22 protein-coding genes are annotated in these 20,234 nt (G+C 65.2%); all 22 read left to right on the top strand.

The annotated features are described in order from the left end of the window. Nucleotide 1: 1 nt before the first annotated feature. The 22 genes from BN3270_RS06825 to BN3270_RS06720 all read left to right on the top strand — a co-directional run bounded on the left by BN3270_RS06825 (nt 2) and on the right by BN3270_RS06720 (nt 20,182). Entirely contained in the window at nt 2-787 is a 786-nt protein-coding gene (locus tag BN3270_RS06825) for a lysophospholipid acyltransferase family protein (protein ID WP_082673409.1), read from the top strand. Between the two features lie 3 nt (nt 788-790). Next, nucleotides 791-1,639 (top strand): 4-hydroxy-3-methylbut-2-enyl diphosphate reductase, encoded by an 849-nt coding sequence (ispH, locus tag BN3270_RS06820; protein WP_058986379.1) that lies wholly within the window; start codon nt 791-793, stop codon nt 1,637-1,639. A 2-nt stretch (nt 1,640-1,641) separates the two neighbouring features. Next, the gene (locus BN3270_RS06815; protein ID WP_058986378.1) at nt 1,642-3,018 is read left to right on the top strand and encodes a DUF512 domain-containing protein; all 1,377 of its coding nucleotides are present in this window, start codon (nt 1,642-1,644) and stop codon (nt 3,016-3,018) included. A gap of 23 nt (nt 3,019-3,041) precedes the next feature. Continuing rightward, the gene (gene der, locus BN3270_RS06810) at nt 3,042-4,355 is read left to right on the top strand and encodes a ribosome biogenesis GTPase Der (protein WP_058986377.1); all 1,314 of its coding nucleotides are present in this window, start codon (nt 3,042-3,044) and stop codon (nt 4,353-4,355) included. Between the two features lie 6 nt (nt 4,356-4,361). Next, nucleotides 4,362-5,015, top strand: a complete 654-nt coding sequence (gene plsY / locus BN3270_RS06805; protein ID WP_058986376.1) for a glycerol-3-phosphate 1-O-acyltransferase PlsY — start codon at nt 4,362-4,364, stop codon at nt 5,013-5,015. A gap of 16 nt (nt 5,016-5,031) precedes the next feature. Then, complete coding sequence (locus tag BN3270_RS06800) at nt 5,032-6,036, top strand: NAD(P)H-dependent glycerol-3-phosphate dehydrogenase (protein ID WP_058986375.1); 1,005 nt, start codon at nt 5,032-5,034, stop codon at nt 6,034-6,036. After that, a complete protein-coding gene (locus BN3270_RS06795) occupies nt 6,029-6,505 on the top strand; it encodes a methylated-DNA--[protein]-cysteine S-methyltransferase (protein WP_058986374.1) in 477 nt (158 codons plus the stop codon). Before BN3270_RS06800 ends, BN3270_RS06795 begins: the two co-directional genes overlap by 8 nt. 58 nt (nt 6,506-6,563) lie before the next feature. Next, a complete protein-coding gene (rpe, locus tag BN3270_RS06790; RefSeq protein ID WP_058986373.1) occupies nt 6,564-7,256 on the top strand; it encodes a ribulose-phosphate 3-epimerase in 693 nt (230 codons plus the stop codon). 32 nt (nt 7,257-7,288) lie between these two features. Continuing rightward, nucleotides 7,289-8,485: a cysteine desulfurase family protein gene (locus BN3270_RS06785; RefSeq protein ID WP_058986372.1), complete on the top strand. Its 1,197-nt coding sequence runs from the start codon at nt 7,289-7,291 to the stop codon at nt 8,483-8,485. A 49-nt stretch (nt 8,486-8,534) separates the two neighbouring features. Then, entirely contained in the window at nt 8,535-9,440 is a 906-nt protein-coding gene (locus tag BN3270_RS06780) for a Nif3-like dinuclear metal center hexameric protein (RefSeq protein WP_058986371.1), read from the top strand. Nucleotides 9,441-9,442: 2 nt separating this feature from the next. Beyond that, complete coding sequence (locus tag BN3270_RS06775) at nt 9,443-10,162, top strand: zinc ribbon domain-containing protein (RefSeq protein ID WP_058986370.1); 720 nt, start codon at nt 9,443-9,445, stop codon at nt 10,160-10,162. Next, a complete protein-coding gene (locus BN3270_RS06770; protein WP_058986369.1) occupies nt 10,162-11,037 on the top strand; it encodes a reverse transcriptase-like protein in 876 nt (291 codons plus the stop codon). Before BN3270_RS06775 ends, BN3270_RS06770 begins: the two co-directional genes overlap by 1 nt. Nucleotides 11,038-11,060: 23 nt before the next feature. Beyond that, a complete protein-coding gene (locus tag BN3270_RS06765; protein ID WP_058986368.1) occupies nt 11,061-12,128 on the top strand; it encodes a deoxyguanosinetriphosphate triphosphohydrolase in 1,068 nt (355 codons plus the stop codon). 38 nt (nt 12,129-12,166) lie between these two features. After that, nucleotides 12,167-12,889 carry an AzlC family ABC transporter permease gene (locus BN3270_RS06760; protein WP_058986834.1) on the top strand — a complete coding sequence of 241 codons (723 nt, stop codon included), beginning with the start codon at nt 12,167-12,169 and terminating at the stop codon, nt 12,887-12,889. Continuing rightward, nucleotides 12,886-13,212 (top strand): AzlD domain-containing protein, encoded by a 327-nt coding sequence (locus tag BN3270_RS06755; protein WP_334258422.1) that lies wholly within the window; start codon nt 12,886-12,888, stop codon nt 13,210-13,212. Before BN3270_RS06760 ends, BN3270_RS06755 begins: the two co-directional genes overlap by 4 nt. Before the next feature lie 160 nt (nt 13,213-13,372). Continuing rightward, entirely contained in the window at nt 13,373-13,720 is a 348-nt protein-coding gene (rplS, locus tag BN3270_RS06750) for a 50S ribosomal protein L19 (protein ID WP_058986367.1), read from the top strand. A gap of 63 nt (nt 13,721-13,783) precedes the next feature. Then, on the top strand, nt 13,784-14,572 hold the full coding sequence (locus BN3270_RS06745; protein WP_058986366.1) for a ribonuclease HII: 789 nt from the start codon (nt 13,784-13,786) through the stop codon (nt 14,570-14,572). Nucleotides 14,573-14,763: 191 nt separating this feature from the next. Next, nucleotides 14,764-15,294, top strand: coding sequence for a YraN family protein (locus BN3270_RS06740; protein WP_082673408.1), 531 nt, complete (start codon nt 14,764-14,766; stop codon nt 15,292-15,294). Continuing rightward, a complete protein-coding gene (locus BN3270_RS06735) occupies nt 15,291-16,790 on the top strand; it encodes a YifB family Mg chelatase-like AAA ATPase (RefSeq protein WP_271711949.1) in 1,500 nt (499 codons plus the stop codon). Before BN3270_RS06740 ends, BN3270_RS06735 begins: the two co-directional genes overlap by 4 nt. Beyond that, complete coding sequence (gene dprA / locus BN3270_RS06730; protein WP_082673407.1) at nt 16,791-17,759, top strand: DNA-processing protein DprA; 969 nt, start codon at nt 16,791-16,793, stop codon at nt 17,757-17,759. It begins immediately after the preceding gene. Nucleotides 17,760-17,798: 39 nt separating this feature from the next. Beyond that, the gene (trmFO, locus tag BN3270_RS06725; protein ID WP_271711948.1) at nt 17,799-19,223 is read left to right on the top strand and encodes a methylenetetrahydrofolate--tRNA-(uracil(54)-C(5))-methyltransferase (FADH(2)-oxidizing) TrmFO; all 1,425 of its coding nucleotides are present in this window, start codon (nt 17,799-17,801) and stop codon (nt 19,221-19,223) included. 5 nt (nt 19,224-19,228) lie between these two features. Next, on the top strand, nt 19,229-20,182 hold the full coding sequence (locus BN3270_RS06720; RefSeq protein WP_058986829.1) for a tyrosine recombinase XerC: 954 nt from the start codon (nt 19,229-19,231) through the stop codon (nt 20,180-20,182). Nucleotides 20,183-20,234 lie beyond the last annotated feature (52 nt).

Genomic DNA, 20,234 nt, shown 5'->3' with positions numbered 1-20,234 from the left:
CATGCTCACGCCCGAGCAGATGTTCGACCGCGCCCTGGGCGGGGATGGCTCGATTCCGCAGATACCCCATTGGCTGGGCAACATCCTGTGGGTTCTGGTGGCCTTCCTCTGCAAGGTGGTCACCCGCTATTCGGTGCACGGCCGCGAGCACGTGCGCGCCTTCGCCAACAAGCGCGGGGCCGTCATCGCCTGCAATCACAGTTCCTATTTGGACATCCCCTTCATGTACTGCTGCGTGCGGCCCCAGCAGTGGGCCCGCATCATGGCTCGCGACACCCTGTTCAAAAACAAGCTCGCCTCGCAGATTCTCGCTCGGTGCGGCGGCTTTCCCGTGGCGCGCGATTCGGCCGACCGCACCTCGATCAAGCGCGCTGCGCGGATGCTCAAGTCGGGCCAGCTGGTGGGCATCTTTCCCGAAGGCACCCGTCGCGGCAAGACCGACCGCACCCCCGAAATCCACGGCGGGGCGGCTCTCATCGCCCGCATGGGCAAGGCGCCCATCATTCCCATGGCCATCGACGGGTCGAACAAGGTCAAGGTGAAAGGCGATTGGCGCATCCATTTCCCCAAGGTCAACGTCTACTACGGGGCGCCGATTTCTGTCTCGTCGTTCGACTTCCTTCCCAAGGAAGAGCGGCTCGACGGCTGCATGTGGTACGTGATGCGCGAATCGTTTGCGATGAAACTGCGTATTCCCGCCGACCAAGTTGATATGGCAACCTTGTTCCCCGACGCCAAGGACTATAGTGCCACCTTCAAGGAACATCCTATCCCGCGAGAGGACTAGCACATGCTCGAGGTAGTGAAGGCCGATTGCGCCGGATCCTGTTACGGCGTCCAGCGCGCGCTCGATTTGGCGCGCAAGGCAGCCGAAAGCGGCAAGACCGCCCAGACGTTGGGCCCCCTCATCCATAACCCCCAGGTCGTGCAGGAGTTGGAATCCTCGGGCGTCACGGTGGCGCACGAGCCGTCCGACGTCACGGCCGAAAGCGTGGTCATCCGCAGCCACGGCGTGACGCCCCACGTGCGCAGCGAGGTCGACGCCCTGGGCGTCGACGTGGTCGATGCCACCTGCCCCCATGTCCTGCGCGCCCAGCGGGCAGCGCGCGACCTGGCCCTAGAAGGCCGCACGGTCATCGTAGTGGGGGAGGAGAGTCATCCCGAAGTCGAGGGCCTGCGCGCGTGGGCCGAAGAGGCGGGTGGGCGCGTGATCGTGGCCGCCTGCGCCGCCGACCTTCCCGATACGATCGACGAGCCGGTGGGGATCGTCGTGCAGACCACCCAGCGCCGTGAAAAACTCGACGATGTGGTGAGCGCCCTGCGTGCGCGCGGCATCGAGCCCGAAATCGCCGACACCATCTGCAACGCCACCACCTCGCGCCAGGGGGCGGCGGCCGATCTGGCCGCCCGCGTCGACGCCATGGTCGTGGTGGGCGGCAAGAACTCGTCGAACACGACCCGTCTCTACGAGATCTGCGCCGGCATCGCGCCGGTGGCCTATCATATCGAAACCCTCGACGACCTGCCCGCACATGCTTTCGCGGGCATGCAGAGAGTGGGAGTGACGGCCGGCGCCTCCACGCCCGAAGAGCAGATCGACGCGGTAGTCGACGCGATTCGCAACGGGGAGCGGTCTTAGCCATGCAGGCCTACGGCGCCGCCGTCATCGAATCGGTCGATCCCGAATCGCCCGCCGACGACGCGGGCTTCACGCCCGGGTGCCAGGTCATCGCGGTTGACGGCCATCCCCTGCGCGATGTGATCGACTGGCGCTGGTACACCGACGGCTACGAGATCGAAGTCACCTATATCGACACCGACGGCGACGAGGGCGCGGTCGCCCTCGAACGCGACGATGGGGAGCAGTGGGGCTTCAACTTCACCAAGGCGATTTTCGACGACCTCATCCTGTGCCGTAACGCCTGCACCTTCTGCTTCATGCGCCAGCTGCCCGACGACGCGCGCGACTCGCTCACCCTGCGCGACGACGATTATCGTTTGAGCTTCCTGCAGGGCACCTTCGTCACCTTCACCAACCTTTCCAAAGACGACGAAGACCGTATCGTCGAGCAGCATATCTCGCCCTTGCGCTGGTCGATGCACTGCGTCACGCCCGAACTGCGGCGGCGCGTGATCGGCAAGCACGCTCAGCACGGGATCGATGCGGCAAAGCACCTGCTCGCGCAGGGCATCGAGCTTCATGCGCAGATCGTCCTCATGCCGGGCATCAACGACGGCAACGAGCTGCAGCGCACGCTCCAATGGGCTTGGGGGCACCCGGGGATTCTGTCGGTGGGCATCGTGCCCTTGGGTTACACCGAGCACCAGACCACCTTCGAGCACAGCTTCAACGCGCCCGCACAGTCGCAGGCGGTCATCGACTGCATCGAGCCCTTCCAGCGTCGGGCCATGGAAGAGCGGGGCAATGCCTGGGTCTTCGCGTCCGACGAGTTCTACCGCAACGCGCATCCCCACGACCTGCTCGACCACCTGCCGCCCACCGCTTTCTACGGCGATTTCGAGCTTTTCGAAGACGGGATCGGCATCGTCCGGTCCTTCGTCGACGACTGGCAGTCCTGCGTGGGCGACCAGCCTGCCCTTGCCCGCCAGCTCGAGGCCATGGACGCGCGCGTTATGCTGGTGGCCGGTTGCGCCCAGAAGGAGTTCCTCACTCCGCTTCTCGAAGCGAGCCCGCTTGCCGGGCGGGTGGTGCCGCTCTATGTGAAGAACGACTACTTCGGGGGCAACGTCGATGTCACGGGGCTCTTGTGCGCCTGCGACATGGCGCCCGCCGTGCATGAGGAAGCCCAGCGGGCAGCGGCTGCAGGAACGCCCTACGCCTTCGCCGCCGTGCCCGAAGTGGTCTTCAACGCCGACGGGGTCACCCTCGACGGGGCCACCTTCGACGAGATGGAGGCTTCCGCGGGCTTTCCGATGCACGTGGTATCCTGTGATGCATCAAGCTATCTTCCGCAGATCGTCGCGCACTGCCGCGACCTGCGTTCCGGCGCAGCGTAGCGCCCCAACCCGAAAGGACAGACATGGGCACTCATTTAGTAGCGGTCGTGGGCCGTCCGAACGTGGGCAAATCCACGTTCGTCAACCGTATCGTCCAAAGCAACGAGGCGATTGTGCATGCGATGCGCGGTGTCACGCGCGACCGTTCGTATCACGAAGCCGATTGGAACGGTGAGCATTTCACCCTCATCGATACGGGCGGTATCGAAATGGGCGACGAAGACGCCTTCCAGACCTCCATCCGCAACCAGGCCTTCACGGCCACGCGCGAATGCGACGTGATCCTCTTCCTGGTCGATGGTCAAACCGGCATCAACGCCGACGACGAAGAGGTCGCTCGCATCCTGCGCCGCAGCGATGTGCCGGTGATCTTGGTGGTCAACAAGATCGACAATCCCCAGCGCGAGGAAAACGTCTGGGAGTTCTACAAGCTCGGCTTGGGCGACCCCTATCCGGTGTCGGCCATCCACGGTACGGGGACGGGCGACTTGCTCGACGCTCTCGTCGATGTGCTGCGCACGATACCGGCGCGCGAAGAAGTGGAAGAAGAGGCCATCAACGTGGCCATCATCGGCCGCCCCAACGCCGGCAAGTCCTCGCTCACCAACATGCTGTCCAAAAACGACCGGTCCATCGTGAGCGATGTGGCCGGCACCACGCGCGACGCGATCGACACGATGGCCTATCACGACGGCAAGGCCTACCGCTTGGTCGACACCGCGGGTCTGCGCCGCAAGAGTCAAATCGACCAGGACGTCGAGTACTACGGGTTCGTGCGCTCGATGCGCGCGATCGATCGCGCCGACGTCGTCCTGCTCGTGGTTGACGGCACCTTGGGCCTCACCGACCAGGACCAACGCGTGGCGGGCTTCGCTCTCGAGCGCGGCTGCGCCATGGTGATCGTCCTGAACAAGTGGGATATCGTCGAAGGGGCCGAAGCCAAGGAGCGCGTGCGCGATCGCGTGGCCGAAAAACTCCAATTCGTCAAGTTCGCCCCCGTCGTGGCGGTGTCGGCCCTCACCGGCAAGAACACCCAGCGCATCTGGGGCGCGATTGACACGGCCTTCGAAAACTACGGCAAGCACGTTTCCACGAGCAAGCTCAACACCTGGCTCGCCGACATCCGCGAGTTCGGCCACACGGTCACCAGCGGCAAGCGCGTGCTCAAGTTGAAGTTCGCCACCCAGACCGGCGATTGCCCGCCCCAGTTCACCTTCTTCGCCAACGATCCCGACCTCGTCAACGACAACTACGAACGCTACCTGGAAAACCGTTTGCGCAAGACGTTCGACTTCACGGGCACGCCCATCCGCATCAAATTCAAGCGTAAGGAATAGGCTGGCATGATTTCTCTTCCCATCGCGGCGGCCATCTTCGTCCTCTCCTTTTTGCTTGGATCGATCCCCAACGGGGTCATCGTCGGAAAGGTCTTCTACCACACCGACATCCGGTCGGTGGGGTCGGGCAACATCGGAACGACCAACGCCATTCGGGCCCTGGGCAAGAAGGGCGGCTACGCGGTCTTTCTACTCGACTTCGCCAAGGGCGTCTTGTCGGGCCTGATCGCGCTTGCGATCATGGCAGCCGTCGCAAGGGCGGACGGCGCTCTCACCTGCGCGGACGGCCTTTGCCTGGCCTTTTTGGGCGCGGGGCTGGGGCATATCTTCAGCCCTTGGCTGGGCTTCAAGGGCGGCAAAGGCATCGCGGTGTGCGTAGGCGCCATGTTCGTGACCTTCGGGCCCATCGCGGCCCTTATCGAACTCGCCCTCTTCGCTGCGGTCGTTGCGGCTTCCAAGTACGTGTCGGCCGGGTCCGTCGCCGCGGCCGTGCTCTGCCCCTTCATGGCCCTCTGGGTCTTTTGGGGCGACTGGGTGGCCGTGGTCATCTGCTCGCTCATGGCGGGCGTGGTCATCTGGGCGCATCGCGCCAACATCGGACGCCTGCGTGCGGGCACCGAGCGCCGCATCGGATCGTCGCACGGGAAATCACAGGCTTAGGGCCGAAAGGGGTCTCATGAAAGTAGGGATTATCGGGGCAGGCTCGTGGGGCACCGCGATTGCCCACATGCTCGGCACCCATGGGGTCAACGTCAACATCTGGGCCCGCAAGCCCGAAGTGGTGAGCTCGATCAACTGCGACCACGTGAACCCGCGCTACTTTTCCGATGTCGAGCTCTCGCACAACATCGTGGCCACGGTTGGCTACGAAGACTGCCTGCTCAATGCCGACGCCGTCGCCGTGGTGACCCCGTCCAACCTCTTGCGCGGGGTGGCGCGGGCTCTGGCCGAATACGCCCCGGCCGATCTGCCCATCGTGATCTGCAGCAAGGGTGCCGAGCCTACGAGCGGCCTCTTGCCCGTGCAGGTCTTCGAGCAGGAAATGGGCAATGCCGACCGTCTGGCCGTGCTTTCGGGCCCCAACCACGCCGAAGAGGTGATCAAGGGGGCGCCTTCCGCCACGGTCGTCGCCTCCTCGTCTGCGGACAACGCCGATTTCCTGCAGGGCATCTTTTCCAACGAGAACTTCCGCGCCTACACATCCACCGACGTCACGGGCGTCGAGGTGTGCGCCGCCGCCAAGAACGTGGTCGCCATCGCCGTGGGTATTTCCTACGGGTTGGGCTACGAAGAGAACACGGCTGCCGTGCTCATGACGCGCGGTTTGGCCGAAATCAGCCGCTTGGTGAGCGCCCTTGGCGGGGAAGCCCTTACCTGCATGGGGCTCGCCGGCACGGGCGACCTCATCGCCACCTGCATGTCCCAGCATTCCCGCAACCGTCGCTTCGGCGAGCTCGTGGCCCGCGGGGGCACGCTCGACGAATTCCGCGAGCAGACCCACATGGTCGTCGAGGGCGCGCTTGCCTGTCAAACGCTCCTGCCCTTGGCCAAGCGCGCCGGGGTCGACATGCCCATCACCCGCGTGGTGCGCGACATCGTGTGGGAGGGCCTCGACATGAACGACGCGCGCGGCCTTCTGCTCGAGAGGCCGCTTACCAGCGAGTTCTACGGCCTTGACTAAGGCGACGGGGCATACCTACTTTTCCTATGCCTCCCCGGCGGGCCCCTTCACGCTCGCCTCAGACGGGCGCGCCCTCACGGGCTTCGCCTTTGGGCGCGTGGCGTTCGAAGGGGCCTGCGTGCCCACCGCGCTCACCAACCGGGCCGCCACCCAAGTGCAGCAGTACCTGGCTGGCCGCCGCCAGGTGTTCGACGTGCCCCTTTCCGCCCACGGCACGCCCTTTCAGGAAGACGTGTGGGCGGCTATCGCCAACATCCCCTACGGGCAGACGCGCACCTACGGGGAAGTGGCCGCTTCGTCGGGTCATCCGGGGGCTTCGCGGGCCGTGGGGTCGGCCTGCAACGCTAACCCGCTCGCTGTCTTCGTGCCCTGCCATCGGGTGGTGGGGGCCAACGGTCGCCTGGGCGGATACGCCTTCGGGACCGCGCGCAAGGAATTCCTTTTGGAACTGGAGGGAGCGCGCCGATAGGGGCGGGGCCTGCGCTACAATCGAGTGAAACGCACACGTTTCAGCGAAAGGGCGCTCTGTGTTCGAACCTGTGAAGATTTCACCTTCCATCTTGTCCGCCGATTTTCTCAATCTTGCTTCCGAGGTGGCCGATGTCGAAGCGGCCGGCGCCGACTGGCTGCACGTCGACGTTATGGACGGCCATTTCGTCCCCAACCTCACGATCGGCGTGCCCGTGGAAGCCCAGCTCGCGCGCGCGGCCAAGGCGCCCCTCGACGTGCATTTGATGATTTCCAATCCCATCGACCAGCTGCCCTGGTACCTCGAAGCTGCACCCCATATGGTCACCGTCCACTGGGAATCCTTCGACCCGGCGCACCCCTACGACGACGCTGCCCGCTGCCTCGAGCTGATCCACGGCGCCGGCGCGCTCGCCGGTATCGCCCTGAAGCCCGATACGCCCACGTCGGTGCTCGAACCTCTTATCGCTTCGTGGGACATGGTGCTCGTGATGAGCGTCTTCCCGGGCTTTTCGGGTCAGGCCTTCATTCCCGAAAGCGTCGAGCGCGTGGGGCAGGTGGCCGCCTTGGCCCGTGCGGCCGGGTGCGCGCCCCTTATTCAGGTCGACGGGGGCATCAACGAAACCACGGCCGGCCTGGTCGCCCGCGCCGGCGCCGACGTGCTCGTTGCCGGCAACGGCGTCTTCAAGGCGCCCGACCGCGCCGCCGCTGTTGCCGCCATCCGCGCGTCCGCTACGGCCGCCCAACGCTAACCGATACCAACCAATCCGAAACGAGGCAATTCGTGGATAACAGGATATACGCCGACTGGGCGGCCACCGCGCCGCTTTGCACCGAGGCTGCGGCCGCTATGGCCCCCTTCCAACAGGGGGGAGCCGGCAACATCGCGGTGAACGCCAACGCCAATTCCCTTCATTCCGAAGGCCGTGCGGCCTTCGCCGCCATGGAAGCGGCGCGCGACGAGGTCGCTCGCACGATTGGAGCCCGTCCCGACGAGCTCTTTTTCACGAGCGGGGCGACCGAATCCGACAACACGGCCGTTTGGGGCATCATGTCGGCGGTCGGTGCCGAGCGCCGCAAGGGCAACCCCGATTTCGTGCCTCATCTGATCACCACGTCAATCGAACATGACGCGATCATCCAGCCCGCTCACGCCCTTCCTGCCTACGGGGCCCAGGTGACCTTCATCGACCCCGATGCCAACGGCTACATAGACCCGCAGAAGGTGCGAGACGCCCTGCAGCCCAACACGGTGCTCGTGTCGGTTATGCTCGCCAACAACGAGGTGGGCACGATCGAACCGGTCGCCGAAATCGCGCAGGGAGCCCACGAGGCGGGCGCCTTCATGCACACCGACGCCGTGCAGGCCTTCGGCAAGATTCCCGTGAACGTGCGGGATCTGGGGGTTGACGCCTTGAGCGTTTCGGGTCATAAGATCTGCGGCCCCAAGGGCATCGGCGCCCTCTATCTGAAGAAGGGAACCCCCTGCGTGCCCTTCCTGCGCGGGGGCGGCCAGGAATCGGGCTTCCGCAGCGGGACCCAGAACGTACCCGGTATGGTGGGATTCGCGGCCGCAGCCAAGGCTGCGTGCGGCACGCCTGAAGCGATTCTGGCGGAAGCGTCGCGCCAGCGCGCCCTGCGCGACGAGCTCTACCGCGGGCTTCTGGCGCACGAGGGCGTGGTGCAGAGCGTGCCCTGCGCTCAAGGCTCCGTCGACTTTTTGCCCAACATCGCCAACGTCTGCGTGCGCGGGCTCGAAAGCGAGACGATGATCCTGCGCTTCGACCGCGAGGGCGTGGCCCTTTCGGGCGGGTCGGCCTGCAGCTCGCATTCGCTCGAGCCCAGTCGCGTGCTCACCCGCATCGGCATCCCGCGCGATCTGGCCCTGTGCAGCTTGCGCATTTCGATTGGGCGGTATACCACAGAAGACGACGTGCGCGGCGTTCTGGCTGCGTTCGACCGCGTCGTCAACTGGGGCTAGGGTCCCATTCGTATCGGCAGAGACGGTTATGCGCAAGGGGCGATCGAATATGGCTGATGAAGAGGAAGGCGTTGCGGAAGGCGCAGCGAAGGGCATAGCCCGCATCCCCGCGGGCGAGATGAGCACCAAGGGCGGGCGTGTGTGGACGGTGGGCGCGCTCGAGCGGGCCCTGCTCGAGCGCTTTCCCGCCGCCGACGCCGAATCGTGGGACCGCACGGGTCTGCTCGTGGGCGATGCGAGTGCGGGGGTGCGCGGCGTGGCCGTGGCCCTCGACCCCACGGTTGCGGCCGTGCGCGCTGCCGCCGGAGCGGGGGCAAACGTGCTCGTTACCCACCATCCGGCCTTCCTCGACGCGCCCGTGGCCTTCGGGCCGATCGAAACGGGGATAACCGGTCCCGGGGCCGTGGTCTTCGAAGCCGTCCGCCGCGGGGTGGCTCTCATGAACTTCCACACCGCCCTCGACGTAAGCGCGCCGGCCGCCCGCATGCTCCCCGGCATGTTGGGCTTGTCGTTTGAATCCATTCTCGACGTCGCGCGACCCGCGAGCGGCAAGGGCTACGGGCAGGTGTGCGCGTTCGGGGCAGGAGAGGCGCTCACCCTGCGCCAGCTTGCGGCTCGCTGCCTTTCCCTGTTCGGCCGCCCGCCGCGTGTCTGGGGCGACATGGACCGCGTGCTCGACCGCGTGGTCACGGCCACGGGGTCGGCATCCGACCTTTTGCCGCTCTGCGCTCAACGGGGCGTCTCCTGCCTTGTGTGCGGCGAAGTGCGCTATCATGCTGCCCTCGATGCTTCCCAAGCCGGGGTATGCATCATCGAGCTCGGACATGACGTGAGCGAGCTGCCGTTATGTGCGATACTTGCCAAGGAAATCGAATCGATCGGCATCGGCGACGGCGATATCCATATTCTCGACCAGCGTTCGAACTGGACGGTACCAGAGGCCATTCGGAGGTAGACATGCAGGCAACACCCGAACAAATCCAAGCGCTCATCGCGCTGCAGGACATCGACCGAACGCGACTGCGCGCGCAGCTTGAGCTGAAGAAGCTTCCCCAGCCGGCGCTGATCGAAAAGCTCCACGCTCAGAAAGACGGCATCACCGAAAAGCGCGACCAGATCGCCACCTTGCTCAGGCGCGCCGAAGCCCAGCAGATGCGCCTGCACGAAGAAGACGATACGCTCGTGCGCAAGCAGGCAACGACTCAGGAGCGCATCGAGGAGCTCAAAGACGACTACCGTTCGGTAACGTCGCTCACGCGCGACCTCGAAGGCATGGCCAAGCGCCGCGAATCGCTCGCCTTCGAGCTTGAAAAGGTCGAAAAGCGCCTCGCTGAAATCACCCATGCCATCAACGAGGCGGAAAAGGCCTTGTCGGCCATCGCCGACAAAGAGGCCCAGCTCCTCCGTGATTACCATGCCCAAGCCGACGACCTGGTGAAGACGGCGCAGGACGCCGAAGCCAAGCGCGGGGACATGGCCGCCCATGTGCCGGCCGCCCTTCTGCGCATGTACGAGAAGACGCTTGCCCGTTGCGGCGGTGTGGCCCTGGCCACCTTGGAAGACGACCATTGCGCCGTCTGCCGCAACGCGATCGAGGCCAACCGGCTCCTGCAGATCAAGGCCGAGGCCCCCCTTTCCGAATGCCCCAACTGCCATAGGATGTTGATCGTCGAATAATGGATACCGTTCTCCTCGTCAGCGGCGCGTCGCGCGGCAACCCGGGGCCTGCCGGCTGCGGGTTCATCCTCTGCGACGATGCCGGCAACGTGCTCGCCAACGGCGGATGGTACCTTGGCGATGCCACCAACAACATCGCCGAATACACGGCTCTCATCTGGGGCCTGCGCAACGCTTCGGCCGCCCACGCGAGCGCGGTGGAAGTCTACACCGACTCCCAGCTGCTCGTTGCCCAACTGCGCGGGTCGCTCAAGGTACGCACATCCGATTTGAAGCCCCTCTATCATCGGGCCGAAAAGATGATTGCCGGATTGAAGGGCTTTTCGATCGATTTGGTGCGACGGGCCGATAACAGGGATGCCGAAAAGCTGGTGACCGACGCCCTCTATGCCCGCGAGCCGGTGGGCGACTACCTGGTGGGCATGGACGGTCAGCAGGTCTCCCTCTTCCGCGTACGCCAAAACGAAGACGACGTACCGACCGATGCCGAAGAGGCCGAAGGCTCGGTGGGCGACTACCTGCATAAGGGCGGCGCCTACGAGCTCACCGTGAAAAGCCGGCTTGAAATCGTGAATGACGGGGCTTCGCAGAAGTGGAGCGTCGAAGCCATGGTCGAAGGTTTCGAACTCGACGGTGCGGGTCGCATCATCTCGCTCGAGGACTTGCAGTACGACCTTTCATGCGCGGTGCAGCTCTTCGACGGGCGCGAAATCGCCCGCGTCGCACCCTTCAACCGTATCGAGCCCACGATGGAGCATCTTGCCCGCGTGCTCTATTGGGAACTCGACAGGATGCTGCCCGATACGGTGCGGCTCGTGCAGGTGGGCATCTGGTCGTCGGAGGTCGGCGCCAAAATGCTCTATCGCGCTCGTTAGCGGCGAGTGGGGGAGGGGTTTCCATGTTCGTGGTACACCGGCAAGATCTCGAAGCGCGCGAACGCGAGGCGCTTTCCCCCGACGCGGCCCTCTCCGAAGATTCCGAAGGACGCGCTCATAGCTGCGATCCCGACGACCTGCGCACCGAATACCAGCGCGACCGCGACAAGATCATTCACTGCAAGGCCTTCCGTCGCCTCTCGCACAAGACCCAGGTCTTCCTCGCGCCGATGGGCGATCACTACCGCACGCGTCTCACCCACACTTTGGAAGTAGCGCAGATTTCCCGCACGATCGCCCGCGCCCTTGCACTCAACGAAGACCTCACCGAAGCGATCGCCTTGGGCCACGATTTGGGACACACGCCCTTCGGCCATGCGGGCGAAGACGCCCTGTGCGAGTGCCTGGCCCGTGCGACCGGCTGGCATGGCGCCGGCTTGCCGCCGCGCCTCTTCCGCCACAACCTGCAGAGCCTGCGTGTGGTCGAGCGGATCGAAAACGAAGGGCGCGGACTCAACCTCACCGCCGAAGTGCGCGACGGCATCGCCTGCCATACGGGCGACCAGCAGGCCGAAACGCTCGAAGGCCGCATCGTCGCACTTTCCGACCGCATCGCCTACGTCAACCACGATATCGACGACGCGATCCGCGCGGGCATGCTGCAGGCCGACGATCTGCCCGCAGGCCCCCTTGCGGTGCTCGGGTCCACCCATTCCGCCCGCATTCAGACCATGGTCGAGGATTGCGTTCACGTGTCGGCACAGGCGGGCGACGTGCGCATGAGCCCCGCGGTGTGGGAGGCCATGATGGAGTTGCGCGCCTTCCTCTTCGATCGCGTCTACCACAGCCCTTCGGTGGCGGGCGAGGTCCGCAAGGCCCATCATGTCGTCAGGGCCCTCTTCGGCTATTACCTCGACCGCGTCGATCTGGTGCCGGACGAATACCGCGCCCTGTCCGACGACTACGACGTACGGGCCGTGACCGATTTCATCGCCGGCATGACCGACCGATATGCCATTCACCTCTACGAGAGCCTTTTCGTTCCGCGTTCTTTCGTGGGCGAGGCGGGTTCGGAAATTTCTGGAAATTAGGAGAGCGCGATTCGGCTCGGGCGCTTATAATGCGCCTCATGTCTAGTTTCGATTCGGTTAAATTAGCGCTCGCCGCCGCGGCGCCCGTTATGGCGGGCTACGTGGCTATCGGCCTGCCCTGCGGCATCATGGAGTCCCAGATCGGTCTCAACGCCTTTATGGCCTTCCTCGTGAGCGTGACCTTCTATTCGGGGGCCGGCCAGTTCATGATCGACGGCATGTGGCTCGCGGGTTCTCCCATCGCCTCGATCATCGCGAGCGTGTCCTTCGTCAACACGCGCCAGCTGCTCTATTCGGCGGGTTTCGCTCCCTATTTCGCCAAGACCAAGAAGTGGCTTACCTTCCTATTTTCGGCAACGGTGACCGACGAAAGCTTCGGCGTCAACCTGTCCAAGTTCCAGCAGGGAGAATGGACCGCCGCCCAAGCCACCTTCGTCAATCTGTTCTGCATGTTCACCTGGGGCGCCGCCAACGCGGTGGGCGCCCTGATCGGCGATGTGGTCGACATCCCCACGGCCATCGCCTCCTTCGCGATGACCTCGATCTTCATCTGCCTGCTCGTGTCGCAGCGCTTCGACCGCACGGCCGTGGTGGTCGTCCTTACCACGATGGTCGGCGTCTTCGCCTGCAAGAGCGTAGGCCTTGCAGGCCCCGCCATCCTTCTGGGCGCCGTGATCGGCATGGCCTGCGGGCTCCTCTTCGACCGTGCGAGCCGACGGGTCGTCCATCGCGGGACTCCGACCAAGGGAGGGCGGGCATGATGACCCTTCAGGAATTCTTCCTCATCTACGGCATCTGCCTGGTCTGCATGCTCGTCTGTCGCTGCGTCCCCATCTTCGTCCTCAAGGGGCGCGAGCTGCCGGCGGGCGTCCAGCGCGCCCTCAACCTCATCCCGGTGGCGGCCTTTTCTGCCTTGGTCGCCAACGACCTCTTCGCTCCCGGCATGTTCGACGCCGGATTCTGGCCTGCAGCCATGCCGCTCGTGGCTGCGGCGGTGGTCGTGGTGGTTGCATGGAAAACCCGCTCGCTCGTGTGGTGTGCGGTCACAGGCGTCGTCGTGTATGCCATACTGCTTTTCTTGTAGGTTCGTTTCGGTCGAAGCTGAAGAGCACGCCACGTCCAGGCTCTCTGTCTGCGCATTCGATTCGGGCTCTTGCAGCCATGGCGTGCGGACGTTATAATGTCCAATCGCGTCTTTCACCAGACCACTTGGTTATGAGTTAGATATAGAAGGAATTCGAACAATGGATTACATCCGCGCTATCGAACAGCAGCAAATGAAGCAGGACATCCCCGAATTTGGCGTGGGCGACACGGTGAAGGTGCACTACCGCATCACCGAGGGCAATCGCGAGCGTATTCAGGTCTTCCAGGGCGACGTCATCCGTCGTGCCGGTTCCACCAACCGCGAAACCTTCACGGTCCGCAAGATCAGCTTCTCCATCGGCGTCGAGCGTACCTTCCCGGTGCACTCTCCGAAGATCGACCATATCGAGGTCGTGCGCCGTGGTGACGTCCGTCGCGCCAAGCTCTACTACCTGCGCGACAAGGTCGGCAAAGCCGCCAAGATCAAGGAAAAGTCCTTCAAGTAAGATTCGTTTTCCGCTTGTTAGAAGAGGCCCGCTATCGGGCCTCTTTTCATGTAGGGGTATCTCGTGAAACAGAACTTCCATACCGCCCAGGAAATCGTCGACCGTCTGCGCACGGCTGACGCAGAAGAGTTCGCCGTGCTCGAACGGTCGCTTGCGGCCGATACGCGCAAGACGGTCCGCCGCGCGGTTGAGTCGACGCGCAGGCGCTTGGAAGCCGCATCTGCCGAGGCCGAACGCCTTGCGCGCCTCTACGCCTTCCAGGATGAAGTGGCCGCAGGCAGGCTGGCCGTGGGGCTCGACGAAGTGGGCCGCGGCCCCCTTGCGGGCCCCGTGTCGGTGGGTGCGGTGGTCTTGCCGCCCGAGCCGCGCATAGCGGGCCTCAACGACTCCAAGCAGCTTTCGCCCGAACGGCGCGAAGAGCTTGCCGCTCAGATCAAAGAGACGGCCATCGCCTGGACGGTGGTGCACGTCGAACCCCACCGTATCGACGAGAAGGGCATCGTCGCCTGCCTCAAGGCGGCTTTCGGTCAGGCGGTCGCCGCAATCGAGGCAGCGGGCACGGTGCCCGAAGTCGTCCTCCTCGACGGCAATCCCCTGCATTTCGATCCGCGTGAAGTCAACATCGTGAAGGGCGATGCCCGCTGCGCGAGTATTTCGGCTGCGTCGATCGTGGCCAAGGTCGAGCGCGATGCCCTCATGTCCGAGCTCGACACGCGCTATCCCGGGTACGGGTTCGCCCATAACAAGGGCTACGGTTCCGCCGACCATATCGCCGCCATCAAGGAGCGCGGCCTGTCCCCGGTACATCGCGTGAGCTTCTGCACGGCCTTTACCCAGGACCGCTTGTTCTAGCTCTTTTGCGGCGCGCGTGCTCTTCCTTGCCCGCCGTCTGTGTGGCCCGCTGTGGCGCGGTAGGCCGGAGGGGCTTTTGCGACCGGCGCGCGACCGATGCGCGCTGCCTCCATGCGGCCTTTCGCGCTCGTTCTCATAGCGTTTTGCGAGACGAGGTGCGTATCGTGGCTCCCATCGAGAAAGGGGATGCCATGGAAGAACCAGCATGCATCGAGACGGAACACCCTGCGCAGGCTGCCCTCGTGCCCGAAGGTGCGGGCGCGCAGGCGGGCGCGACGGTATCGGCCGCCTGCGCCGACGACCCCTCGACGGGGGAAGCGCAAGAGGCTGGGTGCGACTCGCGCCACAACAAGGACCTGGGGGAGCGGGGGGAGGAAGCCGCCTGCGCCTTCCTCATACGCCGGGGCTTCGACATCGTCGAGCGGAATTGGGTCTGTGCGGCAGGAGAGGCCGATATCATCGCCATCGAAGACGAGACTCTCCATTTCATCGAGGTCAAGACGCGTATGAGCGAAGCGCGGGGCTTTCCCGCCGAAGCGGTCGACGTGGCCAAGCGCGATCGCTACGAGCGTATCGCCGAGCTCTATCTGCGCTCTCTCGAGGGCGGCGACGACATCTGCGTCACCTTCGATGTGATATCGATCCTTGTGACCGGCGAGCACCGGGCCTTTCTGCGCTTCCATCGCAACGTGCTGTCCGGCGATTGCGGGGACTGCTCGTGACGGGCAAATGCACCGTGCAGAGCGCGACGATCGTCGGCGTCCGCGCCCTGCCGGTTTCCGTGGAAGTCGCCATCACCAACGGTATGCCGGGCTTTTCCATCGTGGGGATGCCTGACGCCTCCATTCAGGAGGCACGTGAGCGCGTGCGGTCGGCCCTGCGCTTTTGCGGCTTTCAGATGCCGCCCGACAAGGTGGTCGTCAACTTGGCCCCGGGGTCCCTGCGCAAGTCGGGGTCGGGTTTCGACCTACCTATCGCCGCGGCCCTGCTCGCGGCCTCCCGTCAGATCGATCCCAAGCTTGTCGAGGGCTCCTTCATGGTGGGCGAGCTCTCGCTTGAGGGCGAGGTCAAGCCCGTGCACGGCATGCTCGCCCATTGTCGGTGCGCGATCGAACGCCGTCTCGACCTGGTGTGCGCCCCGGTAGCGGAATGCGCCTATGTGGCCGACGAGCTCGACGTGCATCCCCTCGACCGCTTGACGGCCCTGCGCGCTCCCTCATTCGGGCGCATGGCTTCGCGACCGGTGCCCCCTCTGCCGTCCGCGCGCCTCGATTACGGGGATGTGGGCGGCCACGAAGTGGCCAAGCGCGCCATGCAGATCGCCGCGGCGGGCAACCACGGCATCCTCATGATGGGGCCGCCGGGGTCGGGCAAGACCATGCTCGCGTCGCGTCTGCCTTCGATTCTGCCTCCGCTCGACGACGCCCAACGGCTCGAGACCGCCTGCATCCATTCGATCGTCGACGACGATGTGGAAGGTCTGCTCGCCGGCATGCGGCCCTTTCGCGCCCCTCACCATTCGGCTACGATGGCGGGGCTTTTGGGCGGCGGCAACCCGGTGCGTCCCGGCGAGCTCACGCTTGCCCACAACGGGGTGCTCTTCCTCGATGAGTTGGCGGAGTTTTCCCCTCATGTGCTGCAGGGAATCCGCCAGCCCCTCGAATCGGGCAAGATCGCCCTCACCCGGGCGGCGGGCAACGTCGTCATGCCGGCCCGCTTCATGCTCGTGGCGGCGAGCAATCCCTGTCCCTGCGGCTACCACGGGGACCCCAAGATTCCCTGCACCTGCTCGGCCTCGCAGGTCAACGCGTATCAGAACCGCATCGGCGGGCCCCTTATCGACCGCATCGATATGTGCATCGACGTGGGCCGCAGCGATGTCGACGATGTGCTCGATTGCCGGGGCGGCACCGATTCGGCGACGCTCGCGCGCGGCGTTGAAGCGGCGCGGGCCTTCGCCTTCGAACGGTATCGCCGCTACGACCACCGTCCCGTGCGCACGGTGCCCGACATGATTGAAGCCTGCCGGATGAACGCCGAAGCCGAAGCGCTCCTGCGCGCGATGGGGAAGACCTTCAACCTCAGCGGGCGCGGAATCATGAAGGTGCTCGGGGTGGCCCGTACGGTGGCCGATCTGGGCCAGCGCGACCGGGTGGGCGAAGAGGATGTGGCCGAGGCGCTCAACTTGCGCCTGCGTCAAACGGGAAGCGAGGCGTAGATGATCGAACCCACGAAAGAGGAGGCGCAGGGCGCCCAAAAGGCGATGGGCTTTCGCGCCTACAAGGGACCGCTGCTTTCGGGTCCGCGCACGGTGATCGATGCTGCCGCTGAGGACTTTCCCCCGGCGCTCGCCGCCATTCCGCATCCGCCCGAGCGTCTCTACGTGGTGGGAGATCCCGCCGCCCTCTGCGAGGGGCTTGCGGTCATCGGGGCCCGCAACGCGACCCCCTACGGGCTGGCCTGCGCGCGCCGTTTTGCCGGCCGTGCGGCCGCGCGCGGCATCGTCGTGATTTCCGGTGGCGCGCGCGGCTGCGACGGCCAGGCCCATCGGGCGGCCCTTGAAGCGGGCGCCCCTACCGTCGTCTTTCTGGGTGGCGGCTGCGACCAGGTCTATCCCGCGTCGAACTTCGGGCTCTTTCAGCGGGTGGTCGAAGGCGGGGGAGCGGTCGTCTCCGAACACGAATGGGATTTTCCGGCCCTGCCCTACACCTTTCGCCAACGCAATCGGCTTATCGCGGGGCTCGCACGGGCCGTGCTCATCGTCGAGGCGGGTTTGCCCTCGGGCACGTTTTCCACGGCGGACGAGGCGCTTGAAGCCAACAGGGACGTGCTCGTGGTGCCCGGCGCCATTTCGTCGGCGACCTCGGCCGGGTCCAACCGCCTGCTCTACCAGGGCGCGACGCCCGTCGTCGACGACGAGACCTTCGACGATGCCATGAACGCCCTTTTTGGCCTTTTGAAGCAGGAAAGCGTTGCGTTAGGTGGGACCGAGTCATCGCGCGACGTCTTGCTCGAGGCCTTGCGCGCCGAGCCCATGCGCCTTGACCGCATCATGGACGTGGTGCTTCCCCGCATGAGGAAGGCCGACCGCACGCCCGCTCGTGTCCAGCTTCGCTTGGCAAAGCTCGAACAGGCCGGCCTCATCGGCCGTTATCCCGATGGACGCTTCGGCCCGCTCACGGTGTGACCGCGGGCGTTCTGCTAGACTGGGCCCATGGATACGAATGTGAACATCATCGGCGCGGGCCTTGCGGGATCCGAAGCTGCCTTGCAGCTGGCGGATGCGGGTTTTCGCGTCACCCTTTTCGAAATGCGGCCCGTGTGCTCGACCGAAGTGCATCATTCTGACTGCTGCGCCGAGCTCGTCTGCTCGAATTCTCTGAAGAGCACCAAAGAAGCGAGTGCCGCGGGCATGCTCAAGCATGAGCTCTCCGCGCTCGGCTCCGTTCTCTATCGGTGCGCGCTCGACTGCCGGGTGCCCGCCGGCGGCGCGCTCGCCGTCGACCGCACCTCCTTCGCCGAACGGGTTACCGGTCTGGTCGAGGCCCATCCGCGCATCGCGCTCGTACGCGGTCGCGTCGACGGGGTGCTCGAAGACGGCGACGTCCTCTTCTCCGACGGAGCGGGAAAGGCGCGGCCGGCCGGGCTGCCGGCCAAGGCCGTTGTCATCGCAACCGGCCCCCTCACCGCCTCTGCGCTTTCGGAAGGCCTGGCGCGACTCGTGGGCTCCCAGAGCCTTGCCTTCTTCGACGCGGCGGCGCCGATCGTGATGGCTGATTCGCTCGACGAGTCGATTCTCTTCCGCCAGAGCCGCTACGAGGAAGAGGGCTTAGGCGACTACCTCAACGCACCCTTCTCCAAAGACGAATACGAACGCTTCATCGGCGAGCTGGTCGCCGCCGACCGGGTCATTCGCCGCGATTTCGAAACCAAGGACCTCTTCCAGGCCTGCCAGCCCATCGAAGAGATCGCCCGCAAAGGCGTCGATGCGCCGCGCTTCGGCCCCTTGAAGCCCGTGGGTCTCGTCGACCCACGCACGGGACATCGTCCCTGGGCGGCCTTGCAGCTGAGAGCTGAAAACCGCGAGGCTACCAGCTACAACCTGGTGGGGTTCCAAACCAACCTGACTTTCCCCGAACAAAAGCGCGTCTTCCGTATGATCCCCGGCCTCGAGCATGCCGAATTCGCTCGCTATGGGGTCATGCACCGCAATACCTTCGTCGACGCTCCCCGTGCCCTCGACGCCCGTGGGCGTTTCGTCCGCTCCAGGGAATCCGGGTATGCGGTCCCGCTCTTCGCTGCCGGTCAGGTGTCGGGCACCGAAGGCTATTGCGAGGCCATCCGCTCGGGCCTGCAGGCGGCGATCGGCGTTGCGGCCGAGCTTTCGGGCGCGACGCCCCCGGCCCTTCCGCGCCAAACCGCCTACGGGGCCCTTTGGTCGTATGCAACCGATCCGCAGACTACCGGCTATCAACCGATGCATGTGAATTTCGGAATCATGCCGCCTTTGCCGGTGCGGGTGAAGAACAAGGGCGAGCGCTACGCCGCCTACGCCCAACGCGGGGCGCGGGCGCTCGATGCCTATATCGAGGCGCTCAAAGCGTCGGGTGTCCCCTTCGCCTTCGGCGGTGCAGCCGCGGCGGGGGAGTGAACTCGGTGCCATCCGCTCCGCGCAGGCGCTCCGTCGATACCCGATTTGCCGCCGATATCGACCGCTTCCTCGACGACCTGACGGCTCAGCGCCGCTTCTCGGCGCATACCGTGCGCAATTACGGCAACGACCTGCGCGACTGGGGGCGGTGGTGCGCCCGCAAGAAGGTCGACCCCTATGCGCCCGGCCATCGCGACCTGCGCCTCTACCTTGCTGACTTGGCGGCCGCCCAGTACGCGCCCGCGACGGTCAACCGCAGGCTCAGCTCCCTGCGCGCCTGCTACCGATGGCTCGTCGTCGAAGGCAAGGCGGCCGTCAACCCCGCCGAGGTCATGCAGTCGCTCAAGAAGCCCCAGCGCCTTCCGCGCCGCATCTCTCCCGACGAAATGGTCCGTATCCTGTCGGTCAACGGCCCCCTTGCCCCCGACGGCTCCCTCCGCACACAGACCAACGAGCAGTTGCGCGACCAGGCCCTGCTCGAATTCCTCTACGCGTGCGGGGCTCGTATTTCCGAAGCGTCGAACCTGAAACTCGCCGACGTCGATTTTACCCACCTTCAGGTCAAAGTGGTGGGTAAAGGCGACAAGCAGCGGCTCATCCCCATTCACGAACTCGCCGTGGAAGCCATGCGCGCCTACGCCGATATCGCCCGCCCCGCCTTCCTGGCGGGCAAGCCGCCCGTTCCAGAGTTCTTCGTATCGACCCGCGGCAACCGGATGTCGACCGACGCCATGCGTAAAATGTTCAAGGCCACACTCGCCAAGGCGGGGGTCTCGCAGGCGTATTCGCCCCACGACATGCGCCATACCTTTGCGAGCGACCTGCTCGAAGGCGGTGCCGACCTGCGCAGCGTCCAGGAAATGCTCGGCCATAGCAGCCTGTCGACCACGCAGATCTACACCCATCTCTCTGCCGACCGGCTCACCCGCGTGCACCGGCAAGCTCACCCCCGCGGATAGGGGCGCGCGGGGTAACGGCATTTTTGCGAATTGCAGGGCTGCTCTGCACGCT

The organism is Hugonella massiliensis (assembly GCA_001486445.1).
In the GTDB taxonomy this organism is placed as follows: domain Bacteria; phylum Actinomycetota; class Coriobacteriia; order Coriobacteriales; family Eggerthellaceae; genus Hugonella; species Hugonella massiliensis.
This window is presented reverse-complemented; position numbering and strand designations above follow the sequence as displayed.